The organism is Arthrobacter oryzae, assembly GCF_037911235.1.
GTDB classification, from domain to species: Bacteria; Actinomycetota; Actinomycetes; order Actinomycetales; family Micrococcaceae; genus Arthrobacter; species Arthrobacter oryzae_E.
In genome coordinates this window covers 31,113-55,232 of record NZ_JBBLYW010000051.1, presented here as the reverse complement: position 1 = coordinate 55,232, position 24,120 = coordinate 31,113, and the positions used below count along the sequence as shown (strand labels likewise).

The following is a 24,120-nucleotide window of genomic DNA, read 5'->3' as shown; positions in this document are numbered from 1 at the left end:
GGTTCGCCCGCTGACGGTCCGCCCGCTGACGGTTGACCCTCTGCCGGTCAGCCCATGGCCGGCGCCAGGGACCTTCCGGAGGACATTTGTTTCCGGGCCCAGCGGGCGAGTTTCTTGCCCTTGCCCTTCCACCAGTTGTCCTCCTCCTTGTCGTGGTGCAGACGGAAGATGATCATCACCATTACGAAGACGCCCATGGCCACGTCCAGCCAGGACGAGAAGACGGCGTCAACGAGGACACTGACGCCCATGACCACCACTGACGGGAGTGCGAGCGACCGGAAGACGGTGCTGGCAACGTAGCGCCGGTGGGACCTGGGCACGGACAGGGCACGGACCATGTCGAAACAAAGGCACGCCACCACCATCGCCTGCCCCAGGGACAGGATGACCAGGCCGGCCATCGAGCCGGCGAACAAGGCGACGGATTCCATTCCCGCGCTCATCGGACACTGCCCTCTATCGCAGCGGACAGAGCCGTCGCAGGGGACAGAGCCGTCGCAGGGCACGGGCAAGGCGCCGCAGGATTGCAGAACACACGCATAGGAAAACCCCCAGAGACCAGAGACCACAGCTGTGAGACCCAGCTGTGGTCCATTCAAGCCGCTGCCGCTCCGGTCCGTCACGAGTAGTGTGTACTCTATTTCTCCGGCCAGGGTCCCCGGGCGTGTTCCTGAGTACTCAGTCCCGGATGCACGGTCGGGGCCCTGCGGAACGGGGTCAGATCAGCATCGCTTCACGTACCTGCCCGGCGGATTCTGCTCCCCCGCTGCCCCGCGAACTGACCCGTCCGGCAGCCAGCACGTAGTAGCTGTCGGCGGCGTTTAGCGCAAAGCCGATGTGCTGTTCCACCAGCAGGACGCGCATGCCGCTGCGCTGGGACAGCTTGATGATGGTCTCCTGGATTTCGGCCACGACGTTGGGCTGGATCCCTTCGGTGGGCTCGTCCAGGATGAGCAGCGTGGGCTCGGTGATCAGTGCCCGGGCGATTGCCAGCTGCTGCCGTTGCCCGCCCGACAAGAGGCCCGCCCGGCGCGCCAGCAGCGGGTTGAGCGCGGGGAACATGCCCAGCGCGTCGGCCACGCGTTCCTTGGCGTTCCTGCGTCCGTCAGCCACGAGCTGGAGGTTCTCCAGCGCGGTCAGCTGCCCGAACGACTGCTGCCCCTGCGGAACGTAGGCCATGCCGCGCGCCACCCGCTGGTGCGGCCGGAGGGCGGAGATGTCCTCCCCGTCCAGCGTGATGGTGCCGCGGGTGGGCTTGAGAAGCCCGACGACGGCACGGAGCAGGGTGGTCTTTCCCGCACCGTTGTGGCCCAGAATGGAAACCAGCGAACCGTCAGGGACGGTGATATCCACTCCGGAGATGACCTGGGTGCGCCCGTAACCGGTCTGCAGGTCCGTGATTTCCAGCATCAGTGCCCTTCCATTCCGGCAGTGCCGAGGTAGACGTCCTGCACTTTCCTGTCCGCCTGGACCTGTGCCACGCTGCCCTCGCTCAGGACCTTGCCCGCCGCCAGGACGGTCACCGAGGTGGCGAACTCCCGGACGAAGTCCATGTCGTGTTCGATCACCAGGGTGATGCGGCTCGCGGCGATCCGGCGGAGCAGCTGCCCGGTTTCGTCACGCTCGTCCTGGCTCATCCCGGCGATGGGTTCGTCCAGGAGCAGCACATCCGAGTTCTGGACCAGCAGCATGCCGATCTCCAGCCATTGCTTCTGCCCGTGGGCGAGGGTCCCCGCCTGCTTGTCGGCGGCCTTATCCAGCCCGATGATCTCCAAGGCCTCCTGCACGGCAGGGTCCACCCCCTTCCGTCTCCTCAGCAGCTCCCGGGCCTTTCGTCCGGGGCCGGCGGCGATGTCCAGGTTCTGCAGCACGGAAAGGTTCTCGAAAACGCTCGCCGTCTGGAAAGTGCGGCCCACGCCAAGCCGGGCGATCTGATGCACCTTCCGGCCCAGGATCTCGGTGCCGGTGTGGTTCACGGACCCGGTGGCCGGAACAAGCCCTGTGATCGCATCGATGATGGTGGTCTTGCCGGCCCCGTTGGGGCCGATGAGGAACCGCAGGTCGCCCTGAATGACATCGAGGCTGACCTTATCCACGGCGACGAACCCGTCGAACGACACCGTGAGGTCGCGGATCTCCAGGTACTTGGGCCGGCCGTGCCGGAGCCCGCCGGCCTGTGGCTCGCCGTCGGGCAGCAGGGTGGGGGTGGTCATCGGCTTGCCCCTTCCGGGATGGTGGTTGATGTGGTGACGGGCGCCGGTGCCGTGCTGCGCCCTTCCGTCCGTCGCTGCTTCAGCCGGGAAACGAGGCGGGGCAGCAAGGCAAGGCCGCCGGGCATGAACCCGATGACCAGGACGAAGAGCAGGCCTTGGAAATACACCCAGAAGGACGGGAACGTGGAGGCCAGGCTGGTCTGGGCGATGGCCACGCTGAGGGCTCCCAGAACGGGGCCCAGCAGGGTTGCCCTGCCGCCGATGGCCACGCCGATCAGGAAGGCGATGGACGGAATCACGCCCACGTCGGCCGGCGAGATGATTCCCACAATGGGCACGAACAAGGCACCGGCAATCCCTGCCATGACGGCTGCGATCACGTAGGTCACGGTTTTGATGGTGGCCGGGTCATAGCCCAGGAAGCGGACCCGCTCCTCCTGGTCCCGGACGGCGACGAGAAGCTCACCGAACCGGCTGTGCATGAGCTGCCGGGCCGCTGCAAGGGCAAGCAGCAGCACCACGGCAGCGATCGAATACAGCATCAGCTTGTTGGCGGGGTCCTTCAGGTCGAACCCGAAGAACGACCGGAAGCCGCTGAGGCCGTTGGAACCGCCGGTGGTGGCCTGCTGGCCGATCAGGAAGACCGCGAAAGCGGCCGCCAGCGCCTGGCTGAGGATCGCGAAATAGGCGCCCTTGACGCGCCGCTTGAACACGGCGAGCCCCAGGAGGAGCGCCACCAGCCCCGGAACAAGGACGACGGCGATGAGGGTCACCACCGGGCTCCGGAACGGCTCCCACCAGCCCGGGACCTCGCCGCTGCCGTACAGCGACATGAAGTCCGGCACGCCGGACCCGCCGAAGAGGGAGGCGTCCGCCAGCTTGAGGTGCATGGCCATGATGTACGCCCCCAGCCCGAAGAACACCCCCTGGCCCAGGGTCAGCATGCCGCCGCGGCCCCATGCCAGGCCGATCCCCACCGCCACGATCGCGAAGCAGATGAATTTTCCCAGAAGGGCGAGGTTGAAGGCCGATAACGCTGCCGGAGCCGCCACCAGCAGCAACACGGCACCAACGGCGAAGCCGGCCAATACGCCCCACCGGGATTGCAGGAACGTACTCATGCCAGGCTCCTTGTCTTGAGGCTGAAGATGCCCTGCGGCCGCAGCTGCAGGAAGACCACGATCAGCACCAGGATCAGCACCTTGCCGATGCTCGCCGTCGTCGAAAATTCAAAAACTGACTGCAGCACACCCAAGGCGAAGGCGGCGATGACGGCGCCCTTGATCTGGCCGACTCCCCCGGCCACCACCACCAGGAAGGCGTCCACGATGTAGTTTGTGCCCAGGTAGGGCCCGGTGGAGCCGATCAGCGTGACGGCCACGCCCGCCACGCCGGCGAGGCCCGATCCGATGAAGAACGTCAGCTGGTCCGTGCGCCGGGTAGAGATGCCGCTGGTTTCGGCCAGGTCCCGGTTCAGGACCACTGCCCTGATCCGGCGTCCCAGCGGCGTCGCTTTGAGGACCAGCACGAGTCCCGCGAGGCAGACCAGCGACAGCAGCAGGATGAAGAGCCGGGTGAGCGGGATGGGAGCGCCCAGCAGTTCGATGTTTCCCTGCAGCCAGGCCGGCGCCCGGACGTCCACGCTGGGTGCGCCGAAGATGTCCCGCGCGGCCTGCTGCAGGATGAGGGCCACCCCGAACGTGACCAGCAGGGTATCGAGTGGCCGGTGGTACATCCGCCGCAGGAGCACGGCCTCGAGCACCAGCCCCAGCAGTCCCCCCACGAGGAAGCCCACCGGAATGGAAACGAGCAGCGAGACACCGGCGTCGGAGATGCTCCGCTGCACCACGAAGGCCGTGTACGCGCCGGCCATCATGAACTCGCCGTGGGCCATGTTGATGACCCCCATCTGGCCGAAAGTCAGCGAGAGCCCCAGCGCCGCCAGCAGCAGCACCGAGCCGAGACTGAGTCCGGCAAACATCTGTCCTATCAGCAGTTCCATTCCAGCGGGCCTTTCCTCCGGGTTTCTGCAGGGGTGGTGGAAGCGGCTACTTGGCCAGGTCCTTGGCCCAGGCGTAGCTGGTCAGGAACGGATCGGGTTCCACGGCCTTCGGCGAGGACCACACCGTATCGATCAGGCCCTCGGAGTTGATCTTTCCGATCCGGGGAGTCTTGGTGATGTGGTTGTTCTCGCCGTCCACCGTGACGGTGCCTTCGGGGGCCTCGAACGTCACTCCGCCGGCGGCCGCCTGGACCTTGTCCACCTCAAAGGATCCGGCTTTTTCCACCATGGCCTTCCACAGGTACAGCGAGGTGTACGCCGCTTCCATGGGGTCGCTGGTGACGCGTTCGGCGCCGAACTTCGCCTTGAACGCGGCCACAAACTTCTTGTTGGCCGGGGTATCGAGCGTCTGGTAGTAGTCCCAGGCGGTGAGCTGGCCTTCCACGTTTTCCAGGCCGACGCCGGGGACTTCCTCTTCGGCGATGGACACCGAGACCACGGGCATGGATTCGGCGGTCAGGCCAACGCTCTTGTACTGCCGGAAGAAGGCCACGTTGCTGTCGCCGTTGAGGGTGTTGAAGACGGCGTCGGCCTTGGAGTCGCGGACCTTGTTCACGATGGTGGAGAACTCGGTGGAGCCCAGCGGGGCGTACTCCTCGCCGAGGACCTCCATGCCGTGCTCGGCGGCGTAGGCCTGGATGATTTTGTTGGCGGTCCGGGGGAAGACGTAGTCGCTGCCCACCAGGAAGATCGATTTAGTGCCCTGCTCGGCCAGGTAGTCCAGGGCCGGAATGATCTGCTGGTTGGTGGTGGCGCCCGTGTAGAAGATGTTCTTGGACGATTCCAGGCCTTCGTACTGCACCGGGTAGAACAGCAGGGCGTCGTTGGCTTCGAAGACGGGGAGCATGGCCTTGCGGCTCGATGAGGTCCAGCCTCCGAAGACCGCGGCCGTGCAGTCCTGCTGGATCAGCTTCCCGGCGCGTTCGGCGAACTTCGTGGGTTCGCTGGCGCCGTCCTCGCTGACCACTTGAAGCTGCTTGCCCATGACGCCGCCGCCGGCGTTGATCTCTTCGGCTGCCAGGCTCAGGGAATCGAAGACGGTGTTTTCGCTGATGGCCATGGTGCCGGAGAGCGAATTGATGAATCCAACCTTGACGCTGCTGCCCGAGGTGTCGACGCAGGAGGTGCCTCCGCTTGCGGTGGAGTTGGCGGATGCCGGATCTGAAATCTGGCTGCCGCAGCCGGCCAGGGCAGTCACCATGGCTGCCGCGGCCAGGGGGATCAAAGCGCGCTTAGTTACTGAAACCCTCATGATTACCTGCTTCTCGCTCCGCGCTGCCTGGCGGCAGCGGCTGGTCTCCAGGATCCTGACGGGGACCCGTGAGGCTCAATCTAGGAGCGAATTGTTTCCGGAGGCATGGCGGTTCGTTTCCGCGCCATTTCCGGCCGGGCTTACTCCCCTGCGGCAACGCGCGGCGACACTAAGTTTGCTGGCAAAGTGGCGGAAACTGCGGGCGGCAAAGTTAACCTGAAGGAAACCTTCCGGCCGTCATCTTCGGACCGGTGGCGACACATACCTTTAGGGAGCAGCATGACCAGCCAGCAGAACGCCCAGCAGAACGTCCGAAGGATCCTTGTGGTCGGGGCCGGAGCCACCGGCGGATACTTTGGCGCGCGCCTGGCGCAGGCCGGCCGGGACGTGACTTTCCTGGTCCGGGAAGGGCGGGCAGCGGTCCTGCGCCAGCGCGGCTTGCGCATCACGGGCCTGGGCCGTGAAGACGTCATTGAACCGAAGCTGGTCACGGCGCCGGACCTCGACGGCCCGTTCGATCTGGTGCTGGTGACAGTCAAGGCCGCCGCCCTGCCCCGGGCGCTGGCAGACCTCGCGCCGGCGGTCGGGCCGGAAACCGGCGTCATCCCCTTCCTGAACGGCATGGCCCACCTGGACGCGCTCATAGCCGCCTTCGGCGCCGACCGGGTGCTCGGCGGGATTGTCAAGGTGGTCACCACCGTCACGGACGACGGCGACATCCTGCAAATGAATCCGCTGGCCACACTCACCGTCGGTGAACTATCCGGCCCGCCGAGCGAGCGCGTGCTTCGGGCCGTTGAGACTCTGACGGTGCCCGGGTTCAAGGCCTCGGCCACGGCCGATGCCTTGGCGTCGATGTGGCACAAATGGGTCTTCATCGTCGCGGCGGGCACCGTGACCTGCCTGCTGCGGGGACCCGTGGGCGCCATCGTGGGGGTGCCGGGCGGAACGGAGTTCGTGCACTCGGTGCTGGCGGAAGCCGGCACCGTTGCGGCCTCGGCCGGCTACCCGGTGCCGGACCACGAAAAACAACTGTCCGTGGACATACTGACGCAGCCCGGATCGACCTTCACGTCGTCCCTCTACCGCGACGTCGTTGCCGGCCTCCCCGGCGAAACCGAACACCTGCTGGGCGACTTCACCCGGCGGGCACGGCTCCTCGGAGCCGACACGCCACTGATCAACCTGGCCCTGATGCAGCTGAGGGTCAGCGCCGCAACCAGCTAGCCTGCCGCTCCTGAGCTACTTTTTCAGGAAGGCGAGGAGGGCCTGGTTGACTTCCTCCGCATGGGTCCAGCACATTCCGTGCGGGGCGCCTTCGATCTCCACATAGTCCGCCGCGGGAAGGGCCTCTTTGAAGCGGCGGCCGGTGACATCGATGGGCAGGATGTTGTCCGCGGTTCCGTGCACGATCAGCGCCGGAACGTCGATCTTGGGGATGTCCGCGCGGAAATCCGTCAGCCAGGTGGGCTGTGCAGCCACGGAGGCGTGCGCCGACGACTTGCTGGCAGTGGCCCAGTTGGCCCGCAACGCCTCCTCGCTGAGGCGGCTGCCCAGGGTGTCGTCAGTGTTGAAGAAGTTCTTGAAGAACTCGGTGAAGAAGGCATACCGGTCTTCCTTCGCGGCACTCAGCAGGCCGTCGAACACGTCCTGCGGGACGCCGTCGGGGTTGTCTTCAGTCTTCAGCACGAAGGGCTCCAGCGAGCCGAGGAACGCCGCCTTGGCAACCCTGCCCGAGCCGTAGGTGCTGATGTAGCGGGCCACTTCACCGGTGCCCATCGAGAAGCCCACCAGCACGGCGTCAGTGAGGTCAAGCTCGGTCAGAAGGCTGTTGAGGTCGGCGGCGAAGGTGTCGTAGTCGTAGCCCTCGGTGGGCTGGCTCGATTTGCCGAACCCGCGGCGGTCGTACGTGATGATCCGGTAGCCTGCCTCCAGCAGGGCGCTGGTCTGCCTTTCCCACGACGCGCCGTCCAGCGGGTAACCGTGAATGAGGACCACCGGCTGTCCCTGTCCGTGGTCCTCGTAGTAAAGCTCAACGGTGGTGGTGTTTTCTTTTCCGACAGAGACAAAGGCCATGAGGGCGTTCCTTCCGTGGCAGTGAAGAGGGGCCGTGAACAGGCTGACCATCCACTCTGTTCCGGCTGACCTGCCGTGTCAAGGAAACGGCGCCACTCGGCGTTTCACCCTGCGGTGCTCACTCCGTGGAGCGGGGCCGCCACACCACCACGGCCTGGGAGCGGGCCCGGGGCCGCTGGCCGCGGGCAAGGCTCACGACGTCCCCGGCCGCTCCGGCCGCGAAAATGCGCGAATCCAGCGGACTGCGCCGGCGGTCCAGTTCCTCGGTGAGTTCACTCACCCGGCGCTGCAGCGCTGCCACCTGGTTCTCCAGCTGCAGGATCCGTTTGATGCCCTCCAGCGACACCCCTTCGTGCGAGAGCCGCTGCACCTCCCGGAGCACGTTGACGTCCCGCTGGGAGTACCGCCGGGATTTTCCGGGCGCGCGGCTGGGCGAGACGATGCCCAGCCGGTCATACTGCCGCAGCGTCTGCGGGTGCATGTCAGCCAGCTCAGCCGCCACCGAGATAACGAAGATCGGCTGATCGAATTCAATGTCCATGGCCGGCTCCTCCCGCTAGTCCCAGTCCCAGTCCGCGCATGTGCGGTTCCTACAGGCGTGCCTTGGCTGTCAGCCCGGCCCGGACGTCTTCGCCGCCGGTGGCTGCGGCGAATGCCTTCACGGCTTCCTCTGCGTCCTTGGTCAGCTTTTGCGGAACCACGACGTCGATGGTCACCAGCAGGTCGCCGGTGGCCTTCGCGTGCTTGACGCCGCGGCCCTTGACCCGGAGTGTGCGTCCGGACGGGGTCCCGGCAGGAACACGGACCTTGACCTTCTCGCCGTCAATCGTCGGCACCTCGATGTCGGCACCCAGGGCAGCCTCCGGGAAGGTGACCGGCACATGGATGCGGAGGTTGTCGCCGTCGCGCGTGTAGAAGTCATGGCCCTTGACGTTGACGGTGACCATCAGGTCGCCGTTGCCGGCCGGCCCGTACTGGCCCTTGCCGCGGACGCGGACCTTCTGGCCGTCTTTGATTCCGGCCGGAACACGGACATCGATGACGTCTCCGTCCGGTTCACGCAGGCCGATGGTGGTGCCCCGGATGGAACCGGCGAAGGAAATGGTGGTGGTGGCCGTGCGGTCGGCGCCCTTCTGCGGGGCACGCTGGAAGCCCGCTCCGGAGCCGGGGCCGCCGAACTGTCCGCCAAAGAGATCGGCGAACTCCGGCGGAATGCCGCCCGAGGTGCTGTATCCCCCGGAGTGGCGCCCGCCGCCACCGGTGAAGAGGCCGCCGAAGAGGTCTTCGAAGCCGGCCCCGCCAGCCGCGCCCCCGCCGCCGGGAGCGAACCGCGCGCCGCCGCCCATGGCCCGGATGGCGTCATACTGCTGGCGTTCGTCCGGATCAGAGAGCACGGAGTAAGCCTCGGAGATGTCCTTGAACTTCTTCTCCGACGCGACATCCCCCGCATTGGTATCCGGGTGATGCTGCCGCGCAAGCTTCCGGTAAGCCTTCTTGATATCGGCGTCGGAAGCGTCCTTGGCGACTCCAAGGATCTTGTAGAAGTCCTTGTCGACCCAGTCCTGGCTAGCCAATGGCGTTTCCTTTCAAAAGTACAAAAAGCGTTAAGGCGACACTACCGCTGAGCCGTAGCGGGTGAGGGGGCCCGGGAGTGGCATCGGGCCTGCCGGAGCGTGGTGGCTTGATCCGACAGGACCAAGCCACCACGCGTAGGGGCGGGGCCCCCTCATCCGCGAAGGCGGAAGATAGTTACGCCGGAACTGCGACGATAACCTGTGCTGCCCGGAGGACCCGCTCGCCGGACTTGTAGCCGGAGCGCAGGACCTGGCTGACGGTGTCGATTTCGACATCCTGGCCGGGCTGCTGGATGAGGGCCTCGTGGATCGTGGGATCGAACTCCACTCCGGTCTCATCGATGCGCACCAGGCCGTACGTCTTCAGCGCGTTCTCCAGCTTGGCGGCGATCGCGGCGAACGGGCCGTCGGCCAGGTCGCCGTGCTGGCGGGCGGCGTCGACGTCGTCCAGCACCGGAAGCAGCGAGTTCAGGACGCCGATGACGGCCATCTCCCCTGCGACGGCGCGGTCGCGTTCCACGCGCTTGCGGTAGTTGACGTACTCGGCCTGCAGGCGGCGGAGATCGTTCCTGAGTTCCTCCGCCTCCTCCGCACCGACGCCCTGGGCCACAGATTCCTCGGCCGGAACCTCGACGCTGTTGAGGATGTCCTCGGCCTGGGACAGTGCGTCCCCGGAACCGGAGTCCCTTGCGGGGGCGTGTTCCTGGTCAGGGTGGCGGGCCTGGCCGGTCTTCGGATCAACCTTGCGGTTGTCGTGGATCACCGGCTTCTGCGGCTCGTTCTCCTGGCGCTCGTTTTCCCGGCTGTCGCGCGCATGTTGCTCGCCTGCGGAAGAGCTGTGCTCTTCTTCGTTACCGTGATGCGGCATGGTTACTTCTTCTCGTCTTCGTCAACGATCTCGGCGTCGACGATGTCTTCATCCGCCTTGGTGCCTTCCGACCCGGCGGCACCTTCGGCGCCTGCGGCACCCGTGGCACCGTCCGGCGAACCGGCCTGCGCGTAGATGGCTTCGCCGAGCTTGCCCTGGGAAGCCTGAAGCTTCTCAAAGGCGGTCTTCACCTCGGCGTCGTCGGTGCCTTCGAGCGCCTTCTTGAGGGCGTCGACGTCGGCCTTGACCTCGGTCTTGACCTCTTCAGGCAGCTTGTCCGCGTTGTCCGCGATCAGCTTGTCCACGGAGTAGGCGAGCTGCTCGGCAGTGTTGCGGGTGTCGGTTGCCTCGCGGCGGGCCTTGTCCTCCGCTGCATGCTCCTCAGCGTCCTTGACCATGCGGTCAATGTCTTCCTTGGAGAGCGCGGTGCCGCCGGTGATGGTCATGGACTGCTCCTTGCCGGTGCCCTTGTCCTTCGCCGAGACGTGCACGATGCCGTTGGCGTCGATGTCGAAGGTGACCTCGACCTGCGGGACGCCGCGCGGAGCCGGCGCGATGCCGGTCAGCTCGAACGTGCCCAGCGGCTTGTTGTCGCGGGTGAACTCGCGCTCGCCCTGGAAGACCTGGATGGCCACGGACGGCTGGTTGTCGTCCGCCGTGGTGAAGGTCTCGGACCGTTTGGTGGGGATGGCCGTGTTGCGCTCGATCAGGTGCGTCATGATGCCGCCCTTGGTTTCGATGCCGAGGGACAGCGGGGTGACGTCGATCAGGAGAACGTCCTTGCGCTCACCCTTCAGGACACCGGCCTGGAGAGCGGCGCCCACGGCGACGACCTCATCCGGGTTGACGCCCTTGTTGGGCTCCTTGCCGCCGGCGAGTTCCTTGACGAGCTCGTACACGGCGGGCATGCGGGTGGAACCGCCCACGAGGACGATGTGGTCGATCTCGGAGAGCTTGATGCCGGCTTCCTTGATGACGTCCTGGAACGGCTTCTTGGTGCGGTCCAGGAGGTCCTTGGTGAGGTCCTGGAACTTGGCGCGCGTGAGCTGCTCGTCCAGGTGCACCGGGCCGTCGGGGGTGACGGACAGGTACTGGAGGGAGACGTTGGTGCTGGTGGAGGAGGAGAGTTCCTTCTTGGCCTGCTCCGATGCCTCGCGCAGGCGCTGCAGGGCGATCTTGTCCTTGGAGAGGTCGATGCCCTTGACCTTGAGCTGGTTCAGCAGGTAGTCCACAACGCGCTGGTCCCAGTCGTCGCCGCCGAGGTGGTTGTCACCGGCGGTAGCGCGGACCTGGATGGTGGAGAAGTTGTCTTCGTCCTTGCCCACTTCCAGCAGCGAGACGTCGAACGTTCCGCCGCCGAGGTCGAAGACGAGGATGAGTTCGTCTTCCTTGCCCTTGTCCAGGCCGTAGGCCAAGGCCGCAGCGGTGGGCTCGTTGACAATGCGGAGGACGTTGAGGCCTGCGATTTCGCCGGCTTCCTTGGTGGCCTGGCGCTGGGCGTCGTTGAAGTACGCGGGAACGGTGACAACTGCGTCGGTGACCTTTTCGCCGAGGTAGGACTCGGCGTCGTTCTTCAGCTTCATCAGGATGCGCGCGGAGATTTCCTGCGCGGTGTACTTCTTGTCATCGATGGACACGTTCCAGTCAGTGCCCATGTGGCGCTTGACGGAGGCGATGGTCCGGTCGATGTTGTTGACGGCCTGGCGCTTGGCGATCTCGCCGACCAGGACTTCGCCGGACTTGGAGAACGCAACGACGGACGGCGTGGTGCGGCCACCCTCGGCGTTGGCAATAACGGTGGGCTCGCCACCTTCGAGAACGGAGACGACGGAGTTGGTGGTTCCGAGGTCGATACCTACTGCACGTGACATGTGTTGCTTCCTTCTTTCCTTGGAAACGACCCGGCGCCGGGTTCCCGGGCTGGCCGGTTCAGGCTGGTCGAAATTCAGGCACGCCCACTCATTGAGCGATCTACACTCAACTTTACCCAGGGCCGGATTTAAGTCAATCCAAGGTTGAGTCAACCACGCTCAACTTCGGATTTTCCTTGGGGAGCACGGGTGCCTGAGCCCACCAAAAAGGCCGCGAATCCGGGCCGGACACGGAGCGCCCGGCGGCGGTTTCGCTGTGCGTGAAACCGCCGCCGGGCAGGTTGGGAACCGGGCGGGCCGTCAGCGAGTGTCGCCGGACTCTTCGGCAGTATCCGCCGGGCGGGCAGTACCGGCGGTCGTACCGGCCGCGCCGTAGTCGCCGTCGGGGTATTCGGCTTCGTCAGGATTCACCACGCCCTCCCCCGCAGTGCCGGCCTTGCCGTCATCGCTGGCTCCGTATTCGCCTTCGCCGGCCCCGGCCGGTTTCCCTACTGCCCCGGCAGTTCCGTAATCACCTTCGGAATATTCGCCCTCGCCGGCCCCGGCCGGTTTCCCGACAGCCCCGGCAGTTCCGTAATCACCCTGGGAATATTCGCCTTCGCCGGCCCCGGCCGGTTTCTCGACTGCCCCGGCAGTTCCGTAATCACCTTCGGAATATTCGCCTTCGCCGGTGCCTTCGACTGCCGGCGCGGGCTCGGTGCTGCGCTGCTTTTCCGCTTCGAATTCGCTGTTCTCTGAAAATTCGCTGTTCTCTGACACTGACGGTTCCCTCCTGGAAGCATCGGACGCCCGGACGGGCGCAGGGGCAGTCTATCCATCCGCCCGGCGCTTCAACAGGGGGCTTCAGCTGCGCACGACCTCCAGTTCGATGGCCGTCCAGGACAGGGCCGGCAGGGTGGCCCGGACTTCGCCCCCGGCTGCCTTGACGCCTTCCAGCGGAGTCAGGCCGACGGCGCCGGGGTTGTCCTGGGTATTGGTGATGAACCGGTCTGCGCCGTCCGGGATGCGCAGCACGTCGGCCCGGACCACCTGCCGCGCATCGAAGCCGCGCAGGACCACCTCGATGTCCGCGGCCTCCTCCAGCCCCCGGTTGGCGAGGAACAGCGCAATGCGCCCCGTTTCCTCGTTCCAGGTGGCGCTGACGTCCACCAGGTCGGCGTCGCCGAATTTCGCGTTGCTGTATTTGTCCGAGTCGACGGCGAGCCGGAGGATCCGGCCGTGTGCCAGCTCGGCCATGCGGGCGAAGGGATGGAAGATGGTCTGCTTCCACGCCGGCCCGTTTTCCTCGCTGAGGATGGGCGCGATGACGTTGACCAGCTGCGCCTGGTTGGCGATCTTGACGCGGTCGCCGTGGCGGAGCAGGGAATTAAGGAAGGTGCCGACGACGACGGCGTCCGTCACGTTGTATTTGTCCTCGATCACGCGGGGGTGCTCGCGCCAGCCGTGCCTGCCCACTTCCGACGGGCTGTCGGCGTCCCCGGGCCGGGTGTACCAGACGTTCCACTCGTCGAAGGAGAGGTCGATGTGTTTCTTGTGCTTGCCCTTGGCCCGGACGGCGTCCGCCGTGGCGATCACGGATTCGATGAAGTAGTCCATGTCCACTGCGCTGGCGAGGAAGCTGCCGGCGTCGCCGTCGTGCTCCTGGTAGTAGGCGTGCAGCGAGACGTAGTCCACCTGCTCATAGGTGTGGGTCAGGACGGTCTGCTCCCAGGCGCCGAAGGTGGGCATGCCCGAGTTGGAGCTTCCGCAGGCCACCAGCTCAATGTCCGGATCGACGAACCGCATGGCCTTCGCGGCTTCCTGCGCCAGCCGGCCGTATTCCTCGGCCGTTTTGTGTCCGATCTGCCACGGACCGTCCATCTCGTTGCCGAGGCACCACAGCTTGATGTTGAACGGCTCCTCATGGCCGTTCTTGCGGCGCAGGTCGGACAGCCGGGTGCCGGACGGAATGTTGGCGTATTCCACCAGCTCGCGGGCGGCGTCGACTCCGCGGGTGCCGAGGTTGACTGCTTCCATGACCTCCACGCCGGCTTCGCGGGACCAGTCCACGAATTCGTGCAGGCCGAAGGCGTTGGTTTCGAGCGTGTGCCAGGCGCCGTCCAGCCTGCGGGGCCTGTCGGCCACCGGCCCGACGCCGTCCTCCCAGTTGTAGCCGGACACAAAGTTGCCGCCGGGATAGCGGACCACGGTGGCGCCGAGCTCCTTGACCAGGTCCATGACGTCGCGGCGGAAACCGCGCTCGTCAGCCGCGGGATGGCCGGGTTCGTAGATGCCGGTGTAGACGCAGCGGCCCATGTGCTCAACAAAGGATCCGAAAATCCGGCGGGGAACCTCAGCTACGGTGAAATCGCGGTCAATGGTGATGCGTGCGCGGGACATTTTTTTCTCCTGTCCTGTGGGGCGGGCTTGATTCGGGTGATGCGGCTGGTGTGCTGCGGGCTGCGGTCAGGTGCCGGCGAGGCCGGTGGTGGCCACGCCCCTGATGATCTGGCGCTGGAAGAACAGGAACACCACGATCAGCGGCAGTGCGGCCAGGAGCGCGGACGCCATGTTCTGGGCGTACTGGATGCCGTAGGCGCTCTTGATGGTCTGCAGGCCCACCGGCAGGGTAAGCAGTGAGCTTTCGTTGGTGGCAATGAACGGCCAGAGGAAGTTGTTCCAGGCGCCGATGAACACGAAGATCGCGACGGCGGCAAGGATGGGCCGGGACAGCGGCAGCACGATGGTGGTGAAGATCCGCAGCCTTCCGGCGCCGTCCATCAGCGCGGCCTCCTCGAGTTCCCGCGGGATCTGGTCGAAGAACTTCTTGAGCACGAACACCATGGGCGAGTGGATCACCTGCGGCAGGATCAGCGCCCAGTAGGTATCGATCAGGTTCAGGGACAGCATCTGCTGGAACAGGGGGATGATGAGGACCGGCGGCGGAACAATGATGGAGGCCACGATCACGCCCATCAGCATCCTCTTGCCGCGGAAATCGATCCGCGAAATGGCGTAGGCAACGGACGCGGAAATAACCAGCGTGATGGCGGTGATCGCCGCGGACGTGAACAGCGAGTTGAGCGTCCAGGTGGGGATGTTTCCGCTCTGCAGGACTTTGGCAAAGGCGTCAAGTGTGAAGCCCGACGCCGGTATCCAGCTGATGGGGGTGGAGGCAGCATCCGTTTCGCTCTTCAGGGCGGTGGCGGTGGCCCAGGCGAAGGGCACCAGCCAGGCCACGGCGAGGACGGCCACAATGACGGTGGCCAGCACGCGGGACAGCGGCGTCTTCGGGCGCCGGTTGGGCATGGTTTCAGCGGAACCTTTGGGCTGGAGTGCAGGCTTGGAAAGTGTGGTGGTAGCCATGGCTAGGCGCTCCTTTTCCGTGTGGCGAAGACCTGGGCCAGCGCGATGAGCAGGATCAGGCCGAAGAAGATGTAGGAAATGGCGGCGGAATATCCCAGCCGGTAGCCCGTGAAGCCGGCCTCGAAGATGTACTGCACGATGGAGCGGGTCGCTCCGCCCGGTCCGCCTTCAGTCATCTGGTAGATCTGGTCAAAGACCTTCAGGGACGCGAGGATCTGCAGGATCACGATCATCACCGTGGTAGGGCCCAGCTGGGGAAGGCTGATGGAGAAGAACTGGCGCCAGCCGCCGGCGCCGTCGAGCGAGGCTGCTTCGTAGTGCTGCTGCGGGATGTTCTGCAGCGCCGCGAGGTACAGCAGGAAGTTGAAGCCGATGGTCCACCAGACCGTCGCGATCACGACGGCCCACATCGCCACCGCGGGATCGTTGAGCCACGCCACGGGCGGAATGCCCACCTTGGCGAGCAGATCGTTGAACAGCCCGAGCTCCGGGTTGTACATCCAGGAAAAGAACAGCGAGACCACGGTGGAGGCCAGCAGGAACGGGGAGAAGAAGGAGAGCCTCCACAGCCACTGCGCCGGGAGGCCCATGTTGACGAGTGCTGCCAGCGCCAGTGCGATGATCACCAGCGGCACCGTGCTGATCAGCGTGAAGTAGAGGGTGTTCCCCAGCGAGCGCCACATGTCCGCGTCGGCGAACGCCTCGGTGTAGTTGGCCAGGCCGATGATCCCGCTGTTGGCGCCGGTAAGGGATTTCCCGGTGAGGCTCATGATGGCGCCGGAAATCATGGGCCAGACCAGGAACAGCAGGAAGAAGGCCAGGAACGGGGCAGAGAAGGCCCAGCCGTGGATGTTGTCACGCCGGGAGCGCAGCGATTTCGCGGCGGGCGCTGTGGTGCGGGCGGTGCTCATGAGGACTCCTTTGTCACGGACTTTGTCACGGGCGGGTCAATGCCCAAGCGGGTTTCGGCGGCTCTGCCGGGGCGGATGCTCATACCGGGTTCGGCATGGCGAGGACCGTGTTGATGCGCTTCATGAAGGCATCCCAGCCGTCCGCGGCCTTGTCCCGTCCGAGGAACACGTTCTGGACGTTCTCGGCGAAATAGCCCTGGAAGTCGGACCCGGAACCGGTGAACCATGCCACGGGGTCGTAGTTGATGATGTCCGCGGCGTGGGCATAGTCCGCCTGAGGCTTCAGTGCCGCGTACTCGCTGGAGTTCACCACCGGCTGGTAGGCAGGGATGTGGCCAGCTTCGGCCCAGCTCAGGGAGTTTTTGAGCATGGACGCGACGAACTGGTAAACGCCGCGGCGCCTGGATTCGTCCAGCGTTGCCTGGTGCGGCAGCACGAACGAATGCGAGTCGGCGAAGGCTGCCGGCGTTCCGAACAGAGTGGGGATGGTGCTGGCACCGAACGGGACACCCGCCGTCTTCATGGTGGGCAGCTCCCAGACACCGGTGAAAAGCAGCCCCGACCCCTGGCTGGCGAACTCGGCGATGGCCGTGCCGCCGTCGCCGCTTTTCGTGGAAATGGTGTTGTCCAGCAGCGAAGTGATGAACTCCAGGCAGTCGATGGCCACATCCCGGTCCACTTGGGCGGGCCTGCCGGGTTCCAGGATGAAGTCCGCGCCGTGCTGGCGGTAGAGGGTGTAGAACAGGCGCCACATCTGTGCGCCGTCGCCCAGGTACCCGTAGGAGAGCCCGTGCTTGCCGGTGACCCGCTGCAGTTCACGGCTCACTTCAAGGAACTGCGACGGGGAGGAGATCTCGGCCAGCCGCCCGTCGTTCCCCAGGACACCGGCCCTGCCCGCCACCTCCGTGTTGTAGAGCATCACGAACGGGTGCGAGTCCAGCGCCAGCGAAAATACCTGGCCGTTGAACTGGCTCTTCTCCCAGATTCTGGAGCCGAAGTCCTCCGGACGCACCCCGTACTCCGCCAGCAGGCCCAGGTCCCAGGGATCCAGCAGTCCGCCGGGGGCATAGCCGGGGACCCTGGCCGCGTGCATCACAGCCACCTCGGGCGGGCGCCCGCCTGCCGAGGCCATGGCCAGCTTGGTGTAATACGGCGCACCCCAGGCGAGCACAGTGGGCTTGATCCTGAACTCAGGATGGTCCGCGTTGGCTTTGTCGATCATGGCCATCATCTTGATGCCGTCTCCGCCCGAGAGCAGGTGCCAGAAGCGGATGTCGTTGCCGGCCGCCTGGGCCGCGCCACCGCATCCTGTCAGGCTTGCTCCCAGCGAAAGGCTGCCTGCGAGCGCACCTCCCCCGAGCAGCAGCTGCCTCCGGGTCATGTGCATCGGGCGTGAATCAACTTGCTTCACCGTCACTCCTTTGGACGTAGCCGTTGGAAAAATCCGCCTGCCGCCTGGCTTCTGCCGGTCATGTGGACTGGACCTGGCGGCTGTGGGCTGAGACACACTTTATATCGTTGTAAATGCAGTTACAAGGAAAATTTGTTAGCGCTCACAAATTGAGAGCAGACTCCCCGGCACTGCCGCCCTTATTCGAGTCCGGCCATGCCCGCCAGCACCCGGAGGTGGTGCTCGAAAAGCTCATCCCTGGCCGCGAAGGTGCCTTCTCCGTACTGGCCGAACACTTCGAAGCTGACGGCTCCGAAAAGCGAGGTCCAGACCAATGCGCCGCGCGCCAGGAAGTCGTCCGGGACGGCGAGGCCCAGCTCCTCGCGGATCGCCTTCAGGTCCCGCGCCAACGGTGCGGGCATCACAGGCGCCACTGCTGCCGGCGCCGCGGCTTCGGCGCGCAGCACGCCTGCCCGCCACGCACCGTCGAAGATGGCCATGAGAGCGTGGATGACCCGGGTTCCCGGCCCCGTGGTCCGCTCCGCGGGCGCCCGGTACCCGGGCACGGGGCTGCCGAAGAGCAGGGCATAGCGGGCAGGCTCGCGGATGGCCCAACCGCGGACTGCCCGCCCCAGCGCCTGGAAGCGCCCGGCGAAGTCCGCTTCCACCACGCGGCCGACGGCGGCATCCACCTCGTCGCCCAGCTCGCCGTACGCATCAATCAGCAGGAGGGTCAGCAGTTCGTCCCGGTTCTGCACGTACCTGTACACGGCCGAGGACACCACCCCGAGGTCCCTGGCGACAGCCCGGAGGGACAGTGCTGCGGCCCCGTGGACGGCCAGGTGCTCCCTGCCCAGCCGGACGATATCGGCAACGGTTTGCGCCCTGGCCCGCTCGCGAGGCGTGCGGGGCGTCGGGCTGGGGGAAGGTGCGGCTGGCATCCCCCCAGCATTCCACGATTCAGAGCACTGTCAACAATTGAGAGCAGTGCTCTTGACTTTGTCTCCGCTGCGGCGCATTCTTGGTTTCGAGAGCACTGCTCTCTTGTGACAGGCGCAAACTCAAGAACCCGAGGAAAGAGAACCCGATGTCCGAACTGTATGTAGTCACCGGCGCAGGCCCTGTCGGCTGGAACGTGGCGGAGCAGCTTGCCGGCCAGGGAAAGCGGGTGCGGGTCCTGACCCGTTCGGGCAGCGGCCCGGAGCACCCCCTCGTCGACAGGATGTCCGTGGACGTCTCCAATGCCGCACTGCTCGGCGAGGCATTCGCCGGGGCCTCGGCTGTCTTCCACTGCATCCACGGCTCGGCCTACACCGCCGAAGCATGGCAGCGGGAACTGCCGCGGGCCGAAGAAGCGGTGCTGGCCGCAGCCGGCGAGGCGGGCGCCGTCGTCGTTTTTCCCGAAAGCCTGTACTCCTACAGCCGGCCGGATGCCGTGATGGCGGAAGACAGCCCGCGGGATGCCCGGGGCGGAAAGCGCGGCGTGCGCACGGCCCTGCTGAAGGCGCGTGCTGCCTCCCCGACGAACACCGTGAGCGTTGTGGCGGGCGACTTCTTCGGCCCCCGGGTGCTGGCGTCCCACGCCGGCGAGCGCATGGTCCCGGCGGTCCTGGCCGGAAAGAGGGTGCTCGTGGTTGGCAGCGCGGACCAGCCGCACTCCTTCACGTATGTTCCGGACCTTGCCGCGGCCATGATCCGGGCCGCGGAAACACCCTCCGCCTGGAACCGGGTGTGGCACGCGCCCACGGGCCCTGCGCTCACACAGCGCCAGCTCGCGTCGGCCTTCACGGAAGCCGGCGGAGTGCCTGTACCGAAACTCGGCGCGGTGCCGGGCTGGTTCCTCCGGGCCATGGGACTCTTCTCCTCCGGAACCCGGGAGCTGGCCGAGATGCTCTACCAGTTCGAACGGCCGTTTGTGATGGATTCGCAGGCGAGCGAGGCCGGTCTGCGCCTGCACCCGACCCCGCTGCCGGAAGCCGCGGCGGCCACGGTGGCCTGGTGGCGGGCACGGGGCTGAGGCTTTAGACGTCACCCACGGGCCACGCCTACCTGCGCGCAGCGCCTTCCAGGTCGGTTTCCAGGCTGGCCTCGTCGCCGCGCGATCCGGCGAGCGCCCGCTCGTCGTCGGCCAGCCGCCCCAGCCTGCTGGGCCACCAGATCCGCCGGCCCAGGTCATAGGAGAGCGCCGGGACCAGCAGCGAGCGGACCAGTACCGTATCCAGCAGCACCCCGAAGGCGACGATGAATGCGAGCTGGACCAGGAACATGATGGGGATGACGCCCAGCGCCGCAAACGTTGCTGCGAGGACCACACCCGCGGACGTGATGACGCCGCCCGTGACACCCAGGCCGCGCAGGATTCCCGGCCTGGTGCCGTGCTTGAGGGATTCCTCCCGGACCCGGCTCATCAGGAAGATGTTGTAGTCCACGCCCAGCGCCACCAGGAACACGAAGCCGAACAGCGGCACGGTGGCATCGGCACCCGGGAACCCGAAGATGTGGTTGAACACCAGGGCTGAAACGCCCATGGCGGCGGCGTAGGAAAGAACCACCGAGGCCACCAGCAGGACCGGGGCCAGCACGGAGCGCAGCAGCAGCATGAGGATCACCAGGATGACGGCGAGCACCACCGGGATGATGACCACCAGGTCCCGCTGGGCCGTGGTGTTGGTGTCCAGAGCGGTCGCGGTCACGCCGCCCACCAGCGCGCCGTCGTCGATCTTCTTGAGTTCCTCGCGGAGCTTCACCACAACGTTCTCGGCGTCATTGGAGTCCGCCGCATAGTTCAGGGTTGCGTTGATGAGCACTTTCCCCTCGCGGACATCGGGCGCGCCCGGGGTGCCCGGGGCCGCAGGCCCGCCGGAAATGATGGGGACGCTCCCTTCAGCGAGCAGGTAGGCATCGCCGACGCCGGCAGTCGCCTTGGTTTTGTCCAGCACCTCTTGCGCCTTCGCCTCGTCGGCGACGATCACCGCGGGACTGCCGGATCCAGCGTCGAAATGGCGCGCCAGGGCGTCCTGGCCGTCCACCGCATTGGAGGCGGTGAGGATGACATCCGTCTGCGGCACGCCGTTGGCCTTGAGCTGCAGGATGCCCGCGGAAGCCGCGAGGAGCAGGAGAACGGAGGCAACCCAGACAGTCCGGGGACGGCGGGCAACGAGCGACCCGGTTGCCCGCCACAGCCCCTTCTGGCCTTCGAGGCCGGTGACGAACCGGGGTTCCCGTTCGGCGTCGGGGACCAGCTTGGGGCGGAACGGCCAGAAGGCCGTGCGGCCCAGCAGCGCCATCAGCGCCGGGAGCAGCGTGAGTGCCGCAAAGAGCGAACAGAGGATGCCGGCTGCAGCCACCGGGCCCAGCGCTTTGTTGGAATTCAGGTCGGAAAACAGCAGGCACAGCAGGGCGATGATCACCGTGGCCCCGGAGGCCAGGATGGGCTCGAAGGAGGCCTTCCACGCGGTGAGGACGGCCGCGGTGCGGTTGGTGGTGTGGGTTAGCGCTTCACGGAACCTGGCCACATACAGCAGTGCGTAGTCCGTGGCTGCGCCGATCACCAGGATGGAGAGGATGCCCTGGCTTTGGCCGCTGAGCTGGATCCAGCCGAGCTTGGCCATGCCGAACACCAGCAGGATGGCGGCACAGAGGGCGAATACCGAGGTGAAAAGCACGGCGATGGGCAGGAGCAATGACCGGTAGACAATCAGCAGGATGATGAACACGGCGGCGAGGGCCACGAGCAGCAGGATGCCGTCAATGCCCGCGAAGGCGCTCACCAGGTCCGCCGTCAGTCCCGCCGGACCGGTAACGAACGTCTGCATTCCCGCGGGCGCCGAAGCCTGGACCTCCTCGCGGAGCTCCTGGACGATTTCCTTGACCTCCCCCGAGGAGGGAATGGGCACCACGAACTGGATGGCCTCTCCGTCCTCCGACGGGATGGGTCCGATGACGGTGCTGCCCGCCTGCAGTTCCTCGAGCTTGGCCTTCAGGGCAGCCGCCTCCCCCAGCTGCGCGGGAGTGAAGGCGGATTCGCTTTCGACGACGATCACGGCCGGGATCTCGTCCGAGTCCCTGAACTTGGCCTGCCAGTCCTGGGCCGCCGTAGCCTCCGCGCCGGCAGGCAGGAACGAGGCCTGGTCATTGGAGGACACTTCGTCCAGGCGGCCGAAGGTGGGGCCGCCCACTCCGGCGACGGCGAGCCAGGTAAGCACGAGCAATACGGGAACCAGCCAGCGGAGCCAGAACGGGACGCGCGCAGTGCCGGAATGTCTCTGTTTCATGTGTCCTTCTCGTGGTTCCTCGGGGGCGTAGAATTTACTCTATCGTAGACTATCTCCATTATGGAGATAAGTACCCGGAAGTAAATAGTCGCTTAGCATTCCGTCGGTGAGAGAATCTTGGCGGAGCCAACAGATTTCCGCAGGCGATGCGCGTGCGGAACCAATACATTTCCGCAGGCGATCCGCCTGAGGGACCACGCAGCAAGGAGGGACGCCATGCCGGAAGAGCCTGCGGAGCGCCCCGGACCGGCCGCGCCCCAGGGCCTTGTCCGGCTCCTCCAGGAGTTCACCCTCGAAGCCAACCGCTATGTGGACGCGGCCGGCGGGCGCAACGACATGCACCGGACGGACCTCAATGCGCTCGCGGTGATCATGCGGCACGCCGCGAAAGACCAGATCGTCACCCCCGGCGTGCTGCGCAAGGAACTTAACCTCAGCTCCCCCGCCACGACGGCCCTCATCGACCGGCTGTACAGCTCCGGGCACGTGGTGCGCGAACGCCAGGGAGCGGACCGCAGGCAGGTCCAGCTTCGCATGACCCCCAAGGCCTACCGCGACGGCGGCGCCATGTTCCTCCCGCTTGCCCGCCACATGGGCGCGGCCATGGCGGAGTTCACGCCCGCGGAGCTGGAGGTGGCGGCACGCTTCATGGAGTCCATGACCCAGGCCACCATCCGCGCAGCACTGGAAGCGGCCGGGCCGGAACCGGCAGGGCCGGCGGGACCCGGGCCGTCTGTGGCGGCAGGACCGGCGGGACCCGGGCCGGCTGTGGCGGCACCGGAATAACTGGCCTGTTTTGATCTCTCCGATTGCGGCGAATTTTCTTGCCGGAGCGGTAGCGTTTCCTTATGAGTGCGCAGCAGCCTGAAGATGTGTATACGCATGGACACCACGAGTCAGTGGTCCGCGCCCATGCCTCACGGACGGCCGAGAATTCCGCCGCGTTCGTGATCCCGTACCTCGCCCCGGGCACGTCCGTGCTGGACGTGGGCTGCGGGCCGGGCAGCATCACCTGCGACTTCGCAACCCTGGTGGCGCCGGGGCACGTGACCGGTCTGGACCGCTCCCCGGATGTGATCGCCCACGCCACTGAACTTGCCGCCGAACGTGGGGTGGATAACGTCGAGTTCGTGGCCGGGAACATCTACGATCTGGACTTCGACGACGAAACGTTCGACGTCGTCCACGCCCACCAGGTGCTCCAGCACCTGACTGACCCGGTAGAGGCACTGCGCGAAATGCGCCGGGTAGCCAAGCCCGGCGGCATCGTGGCAGTGCGCGACGCCGATTTCCACGGCATGAGCTGGTACCCCGCCATCCCGGAACTGGACGAATGGATGGAGCTGTACCAGCGCATCGCCCGCCGTAACGGCGCCGAACCCGACGCCGGACGCCGTCTGGTCTCCTGGGCGCAGGCCGCAGGATTCACAGACGTCGCCCCCACCAGTAGCAACTGGCTGTACGCCACAGGACAGCAGCGCCGGTGGCAGGCCAGGGTCTGGGGTGAGCGCGTGCTGCATTCGGCCTTCGCGGACCAGGCGCTGGAGTACGGCTTCGCCAACGCCGCTGACCTTGCCCGGATTTCCGCAGGCTGGCACCGCTGGGGCTCCACGGACGACGGCTGGTTCCTGATCCCTAATGGCGAGGTCATCGCGCGGGCCTGAGCACTCGGTGAGTGCCGATTTCCACATAAGGCAACAACCCTGTGGGTCGCGCCCACAGCCGGGAATAGCCTCAAGAAATGATCATTCAAGCAGGCTTTGACCTTCAGATCCTGGCCCGGCCATTTATAGTCCAGGCAGGAAAGATCCTCCCCAGACTTGTGGTGATCCGGCTTGACTCCGAGATGCAGCTGGACGGTGTTGACGTTGTGAGTGACGAATTCACCGGATCGCTGAAGCCCCGTCACAACGCAATTCTGGATGGGCTCGATCCCGAGTGGACCAAGTATTTCGCAATCGCCCATGCCGGGATCTGGACGGAGCATTGCCTTCCTTGGAACATCCCGATCCTCGTGGAGGCAGAGGAACTGGAAACGGTGGCAGCCCGTCGCGGATTCCAGATGATCGGACATTTTGGCCAGGACGAAACCGGATACATGTCTGCCCGAGCGCATTCATACTTTGATCAATACCCGAGCCATGATGAGCTCCCTTGCACCATGACGCACTGGGTGAATTCGAAGGCCAGAACCTGTTGGCACTGCTGAGTCCAACCAATATCCCGACAGCCCATTCCCTGACCACCGGCCTGCCCCTAGGATGCGAAGGGAAACCACCAG

Annotated in this window: 23 protein-coding genes; 5 read left to right on the top strand and 18 right to left on the bottom strand. The window is 65.9% G+C overall.

Features of this window, described 5'->3' with window-relative positions:
- Positions 1–47: 47 nt before the first annotated feature.
- The 6 genes from WMN78_RS14080 to urtA form a co-directional block, all read right to left on the bottom strand.
- Positions 48–434, bottom strand: coding sequence for a hypothetical protein (locus tag WMN78_RS14080; protein WP_340534361.1), 387 nt, complete (start codon positions 432–434; stop codon positions 48–50).
- Between the two features lie 286 nt (positions 435–720).
- Complete coding sequence (urtE, locus tag WMN78_RS14075; protein ID WP_340534360.1) at positions 721–1,413, bottom strand: urea ABC transporter ATP-binding subunit UrtE; 693 nt, start codon at positions 1,411–1,413, stop codon at positions 721–723.
- Complete coding sequence (gene urtD, locus WMN78_RS14070) at positions 1,413–2,216, bottom strand: urea ABC transporter ATP-binding protein UrtD (protein ID WP_340534359.1); 804 nt, start codon at positions 2,214–2,216, stop codon at positions 1,413–1,415. Before urtD ends, urtE begins: the two co-directional genes overlap by 1 nt.
- On the bottom strand, positions 2,213–3,337 hold the full coding sequence (gene urtC / locus WMN78_RS14065; RefSeq protein WP_340534358.1) for an urea ABC transporter permease subunit UrtC: 1,125 nt from the start codon (positions 3,335–3,337) through the stop codon (positions 2,213–2,215). Before urtC ends, urtD begins: the two co-directional genes overlap by 4 nt.
- Entirely contained in the window at positions 3,334–4,218 is an 885-nt protein-coding gene (gene urtB / locus WMN78_RS14060) for an urea ABC transporter permease subunit UrtB (protein ID WP_340534357.1), read from the bottom strand. Before urtB ends, urtC begins: the two co-directional genes overlap by 4 nt.
- A 46-nt stretch (positions 4,219–4,264) precedes the next feature.
- Positions 4,265–5,530 carry an urea ABC transporter substrate-binding protein gene (gene urtA, locus WMN78_RS14055; RefSeq protein WP_340534356.1) on the bottom strand — a complete coding sequence of 422 codons (1,266 nt, stop codon included), beginning with the start codon at positions 5,528–5,530 and terminating at the stop codon, positions 4,265–4,267.
- Between the two features lie 279 nt (positions 5,531–5,809).
- On the opposite strand from urtA, the gene WMN78_RS14050 reads away from it, so the two are divergent.
- Entirely contained in the window at positions 5,810–6,757 is a 948-nt protein-coding gene (locus WMN78_RS14050) for a ketopantoate reductase family protein (RefSeq protein WP_340534355.1), read from the top strand.
- A gap of 15 nt (positions 6,758–6,772) precedes the next feature.
- Here the strand turns inward: WMN78_RS14050 and WMN78_RS14045 are convergent, their stop codons facing one another.
- The 11 genes from WMN78_RS14045 to WMN78_RS13995 form a co-directional block, all read right to left on the bottom strand.
- Positions 6,773–7,606: an alpha/beta hydrolase gene (locus tag WMN78_RS14045; protein ID WP_340534354.1), complete on the bottom strand. Its 834-nt coding sequence runs from the start codon at positions 7,604–7,606 to the stop codon at positions 6,773–6,775.
- A 118-nt stretch (positions 7,607–7,724) separates the two neighbouring features.
- Complete coding sequence (locus tag WMN78_RS14040; protein WP_340534352.1) at positions 7,725–8,147, bottom strand: heat shock protein transcriptional repressor HspR; 423 nt, start codon at positions 8,145–8,147, stop codon at positions 7,725–7,727.
- 49 nt (positions 8,148–8,196) lie between these two features.
- Complete coding sequence (locus WMN78_RS14035; RefSeq protein WP_340534351.1) at positions 8,197–9,180, bottom strand: DnaJ C-terminal domain-containing protein; 984 nt, start codon at positions 9,178–9,180, stop codon at positions 8,197–8,199.
- A 175-nt stretch (positions 9,181–9,355) separates the two neighbouring features.
- Positions 9,356–10,048: a nucleotide exchange factor GrpE gene (locus WMN78_RS14030; protein ID WP_340534349.1), complete on the bottom strand. Its 693-nt coding sequence runs from the start codon at positions 10,046–10,048 to the stop codon at positions 9,356–9,358.
- 2 nt (positions 10,049–10,050) lie between these two features.
- Entirely contained in the window at positions 10,051–11,919 is a 1,869-nt protein-coding gene (gene dnaK, locus WMN78_RS14025) for a molecular chaperone DnaK (RefSeq protein ID WP_340534348.1), read from the bottom strand.
- A gap of 300 nt (positions 11,920–12,219) precedes the next feature.
- On the bottom strand, positions 12,220–12,678 hold the full coding sequence (locus tag WMN78_RS14020) for a hypothetical protein (RefSeq protein ID WP_340534347.1): 459 nt from the start codon (positions 12,676–12,678) through the stop codon (positions 12,220–12,222).
- Between the two features lie 84 nt (positions 12,679–12,762).
- On the bottom strand, positions 12,763–14,298 hold the full coding sequence (locus WMN78_RS14015) for an alpha-N-arabinofuranosidase (protein WP_340534346.1): 1,536 nt from the start codon (positions 14,296–14,298) through the stop codon (positions 12,763–12,765).
- Between the two features lie 66 nt (positions 14,299–14,364).
- On the bottom strand, positions 14,365–15,207 hold the full coding sequence (locus WMN78_RS14010) for a carbohydrate ABC transporter permease (protein ID WP_425341155.1): 843 nt from the start codon (positions 15,205–15,207) through the stop codon (positions 14,365–14,367).
- 59 nt (positions 15,208–15,266) lie between these two features.
- Positions 15,267–16,175, bottom strand: coding sequence for a sugar ABC transporter permease (locus WMN78_RS14005; protein WP_340534344.1), 909 nt, complete (start codon positions 16,173–16,175; stop codon positions 15,267–15,269).
- Positions 16,176–16,254: 79 nt separating this feature from the next.
- Positions 16,255–17,586 carry an extracellular solute-binding protein gene (locus tag WMN78_RS14000; RefSeq protein WP_425341153.1) on the bottom strand — a complete coding sequence of 444 codons (1,332 nt, stop codon included), beginning with the start codon at positions 17,584–17,586 and terminating at the stop codon, positions 16,255–16,257.
- Between the two features lie 179 nt (positions 17,587–17,765).
- Positions 17,766–18,506, bottom strand: coding sequence for a TetR/AcrR family transcriptional regulator (locus WMN78_RS13995; RefSeq protein WP_340534343.1), 741 nt, complete (start codon positions 18,504–18,506; stop codon positions 17,766–17,768).
- Positions 18,507–18,652: 146 nt separating this feature from the next.
- Here WMN78_RS13995 and WMN78_RS13990 point away from each other — a divergent pair, with 146 nt between their 5' ends.
- Positions 18,653–19,582 (top strand): NAD-dependent epimerase/dehydratase family protein, encoded by a 930-nt coding sequence (locus WMN78_RS13990; RefSeq protein WP_340534342.1) that lies wholly within the window; start codon positions 18,653–18,655, stop codon positions 19,580–19,582.
- Positions 19,583–19,610: 28 nt separating this feature from the next.
- Here WMN78_RS13990 and WMN78_RS13985 read toward each other — a convergent pair whose 3' ends face one another.
- Positions 19,611–21,839, bottom strand: coding sequence for an MMPL family transporter (locus tag WMN78_RS13985; RefSeq protein ID WP_340534341.1), 2,229 nt, complete (start codon positions 21,837–21,839; stop codon positions 19,611–19,613).
- Between the two features lie 216 nt (positions 21,840–22,055).
- Between WMN78_RS13985 and WMN78_RS13980 the strand changes: the two genes are divergently transcribed.
- The 3 genes from WMN78_RS13980 to WMN78_RS13970 all read left to right on the top strand — a co-directional run bounded on the left by WMN78_RS13980 (position 22,056) and on the right by WMN78_RS13970 (position 24,048).
- Entirely contained in the window at positions 22,056–22,625 is a 570-nt protein-coding gene (locus tag WMN78_RS13980; protein ID WP_340534340.1) for a MarR family winged helix-turn-helix transcriptional regulator, read from the top strand.
- 62 nt (positions 22,626–22,687) lie between these two features.
- Positions 22,688–23,503, top strand: a complete 816-nt coding sequence (locus tag WMN78_RS13975; RefSeq protein ID WP_340534338.1) for a class I SAM-dependent methyltransferase — start codon at positions 22,688–22,690, stop codon at positions 23,501–23,503.
- Positions 23,504–23,580: 77 nt separating this feature from the next.
- A complete protein-coding gene (locus WMN78_RS13970) occupies positions 23,581–24,048 on the top strand; it encodes a hypothetical protein (RefSeq protein ID WP_340534337.1) in 468 nt (155 codons plus the stop codon).
- Positions 24,049–24,120: the final 72 nt, after the last annotated feature.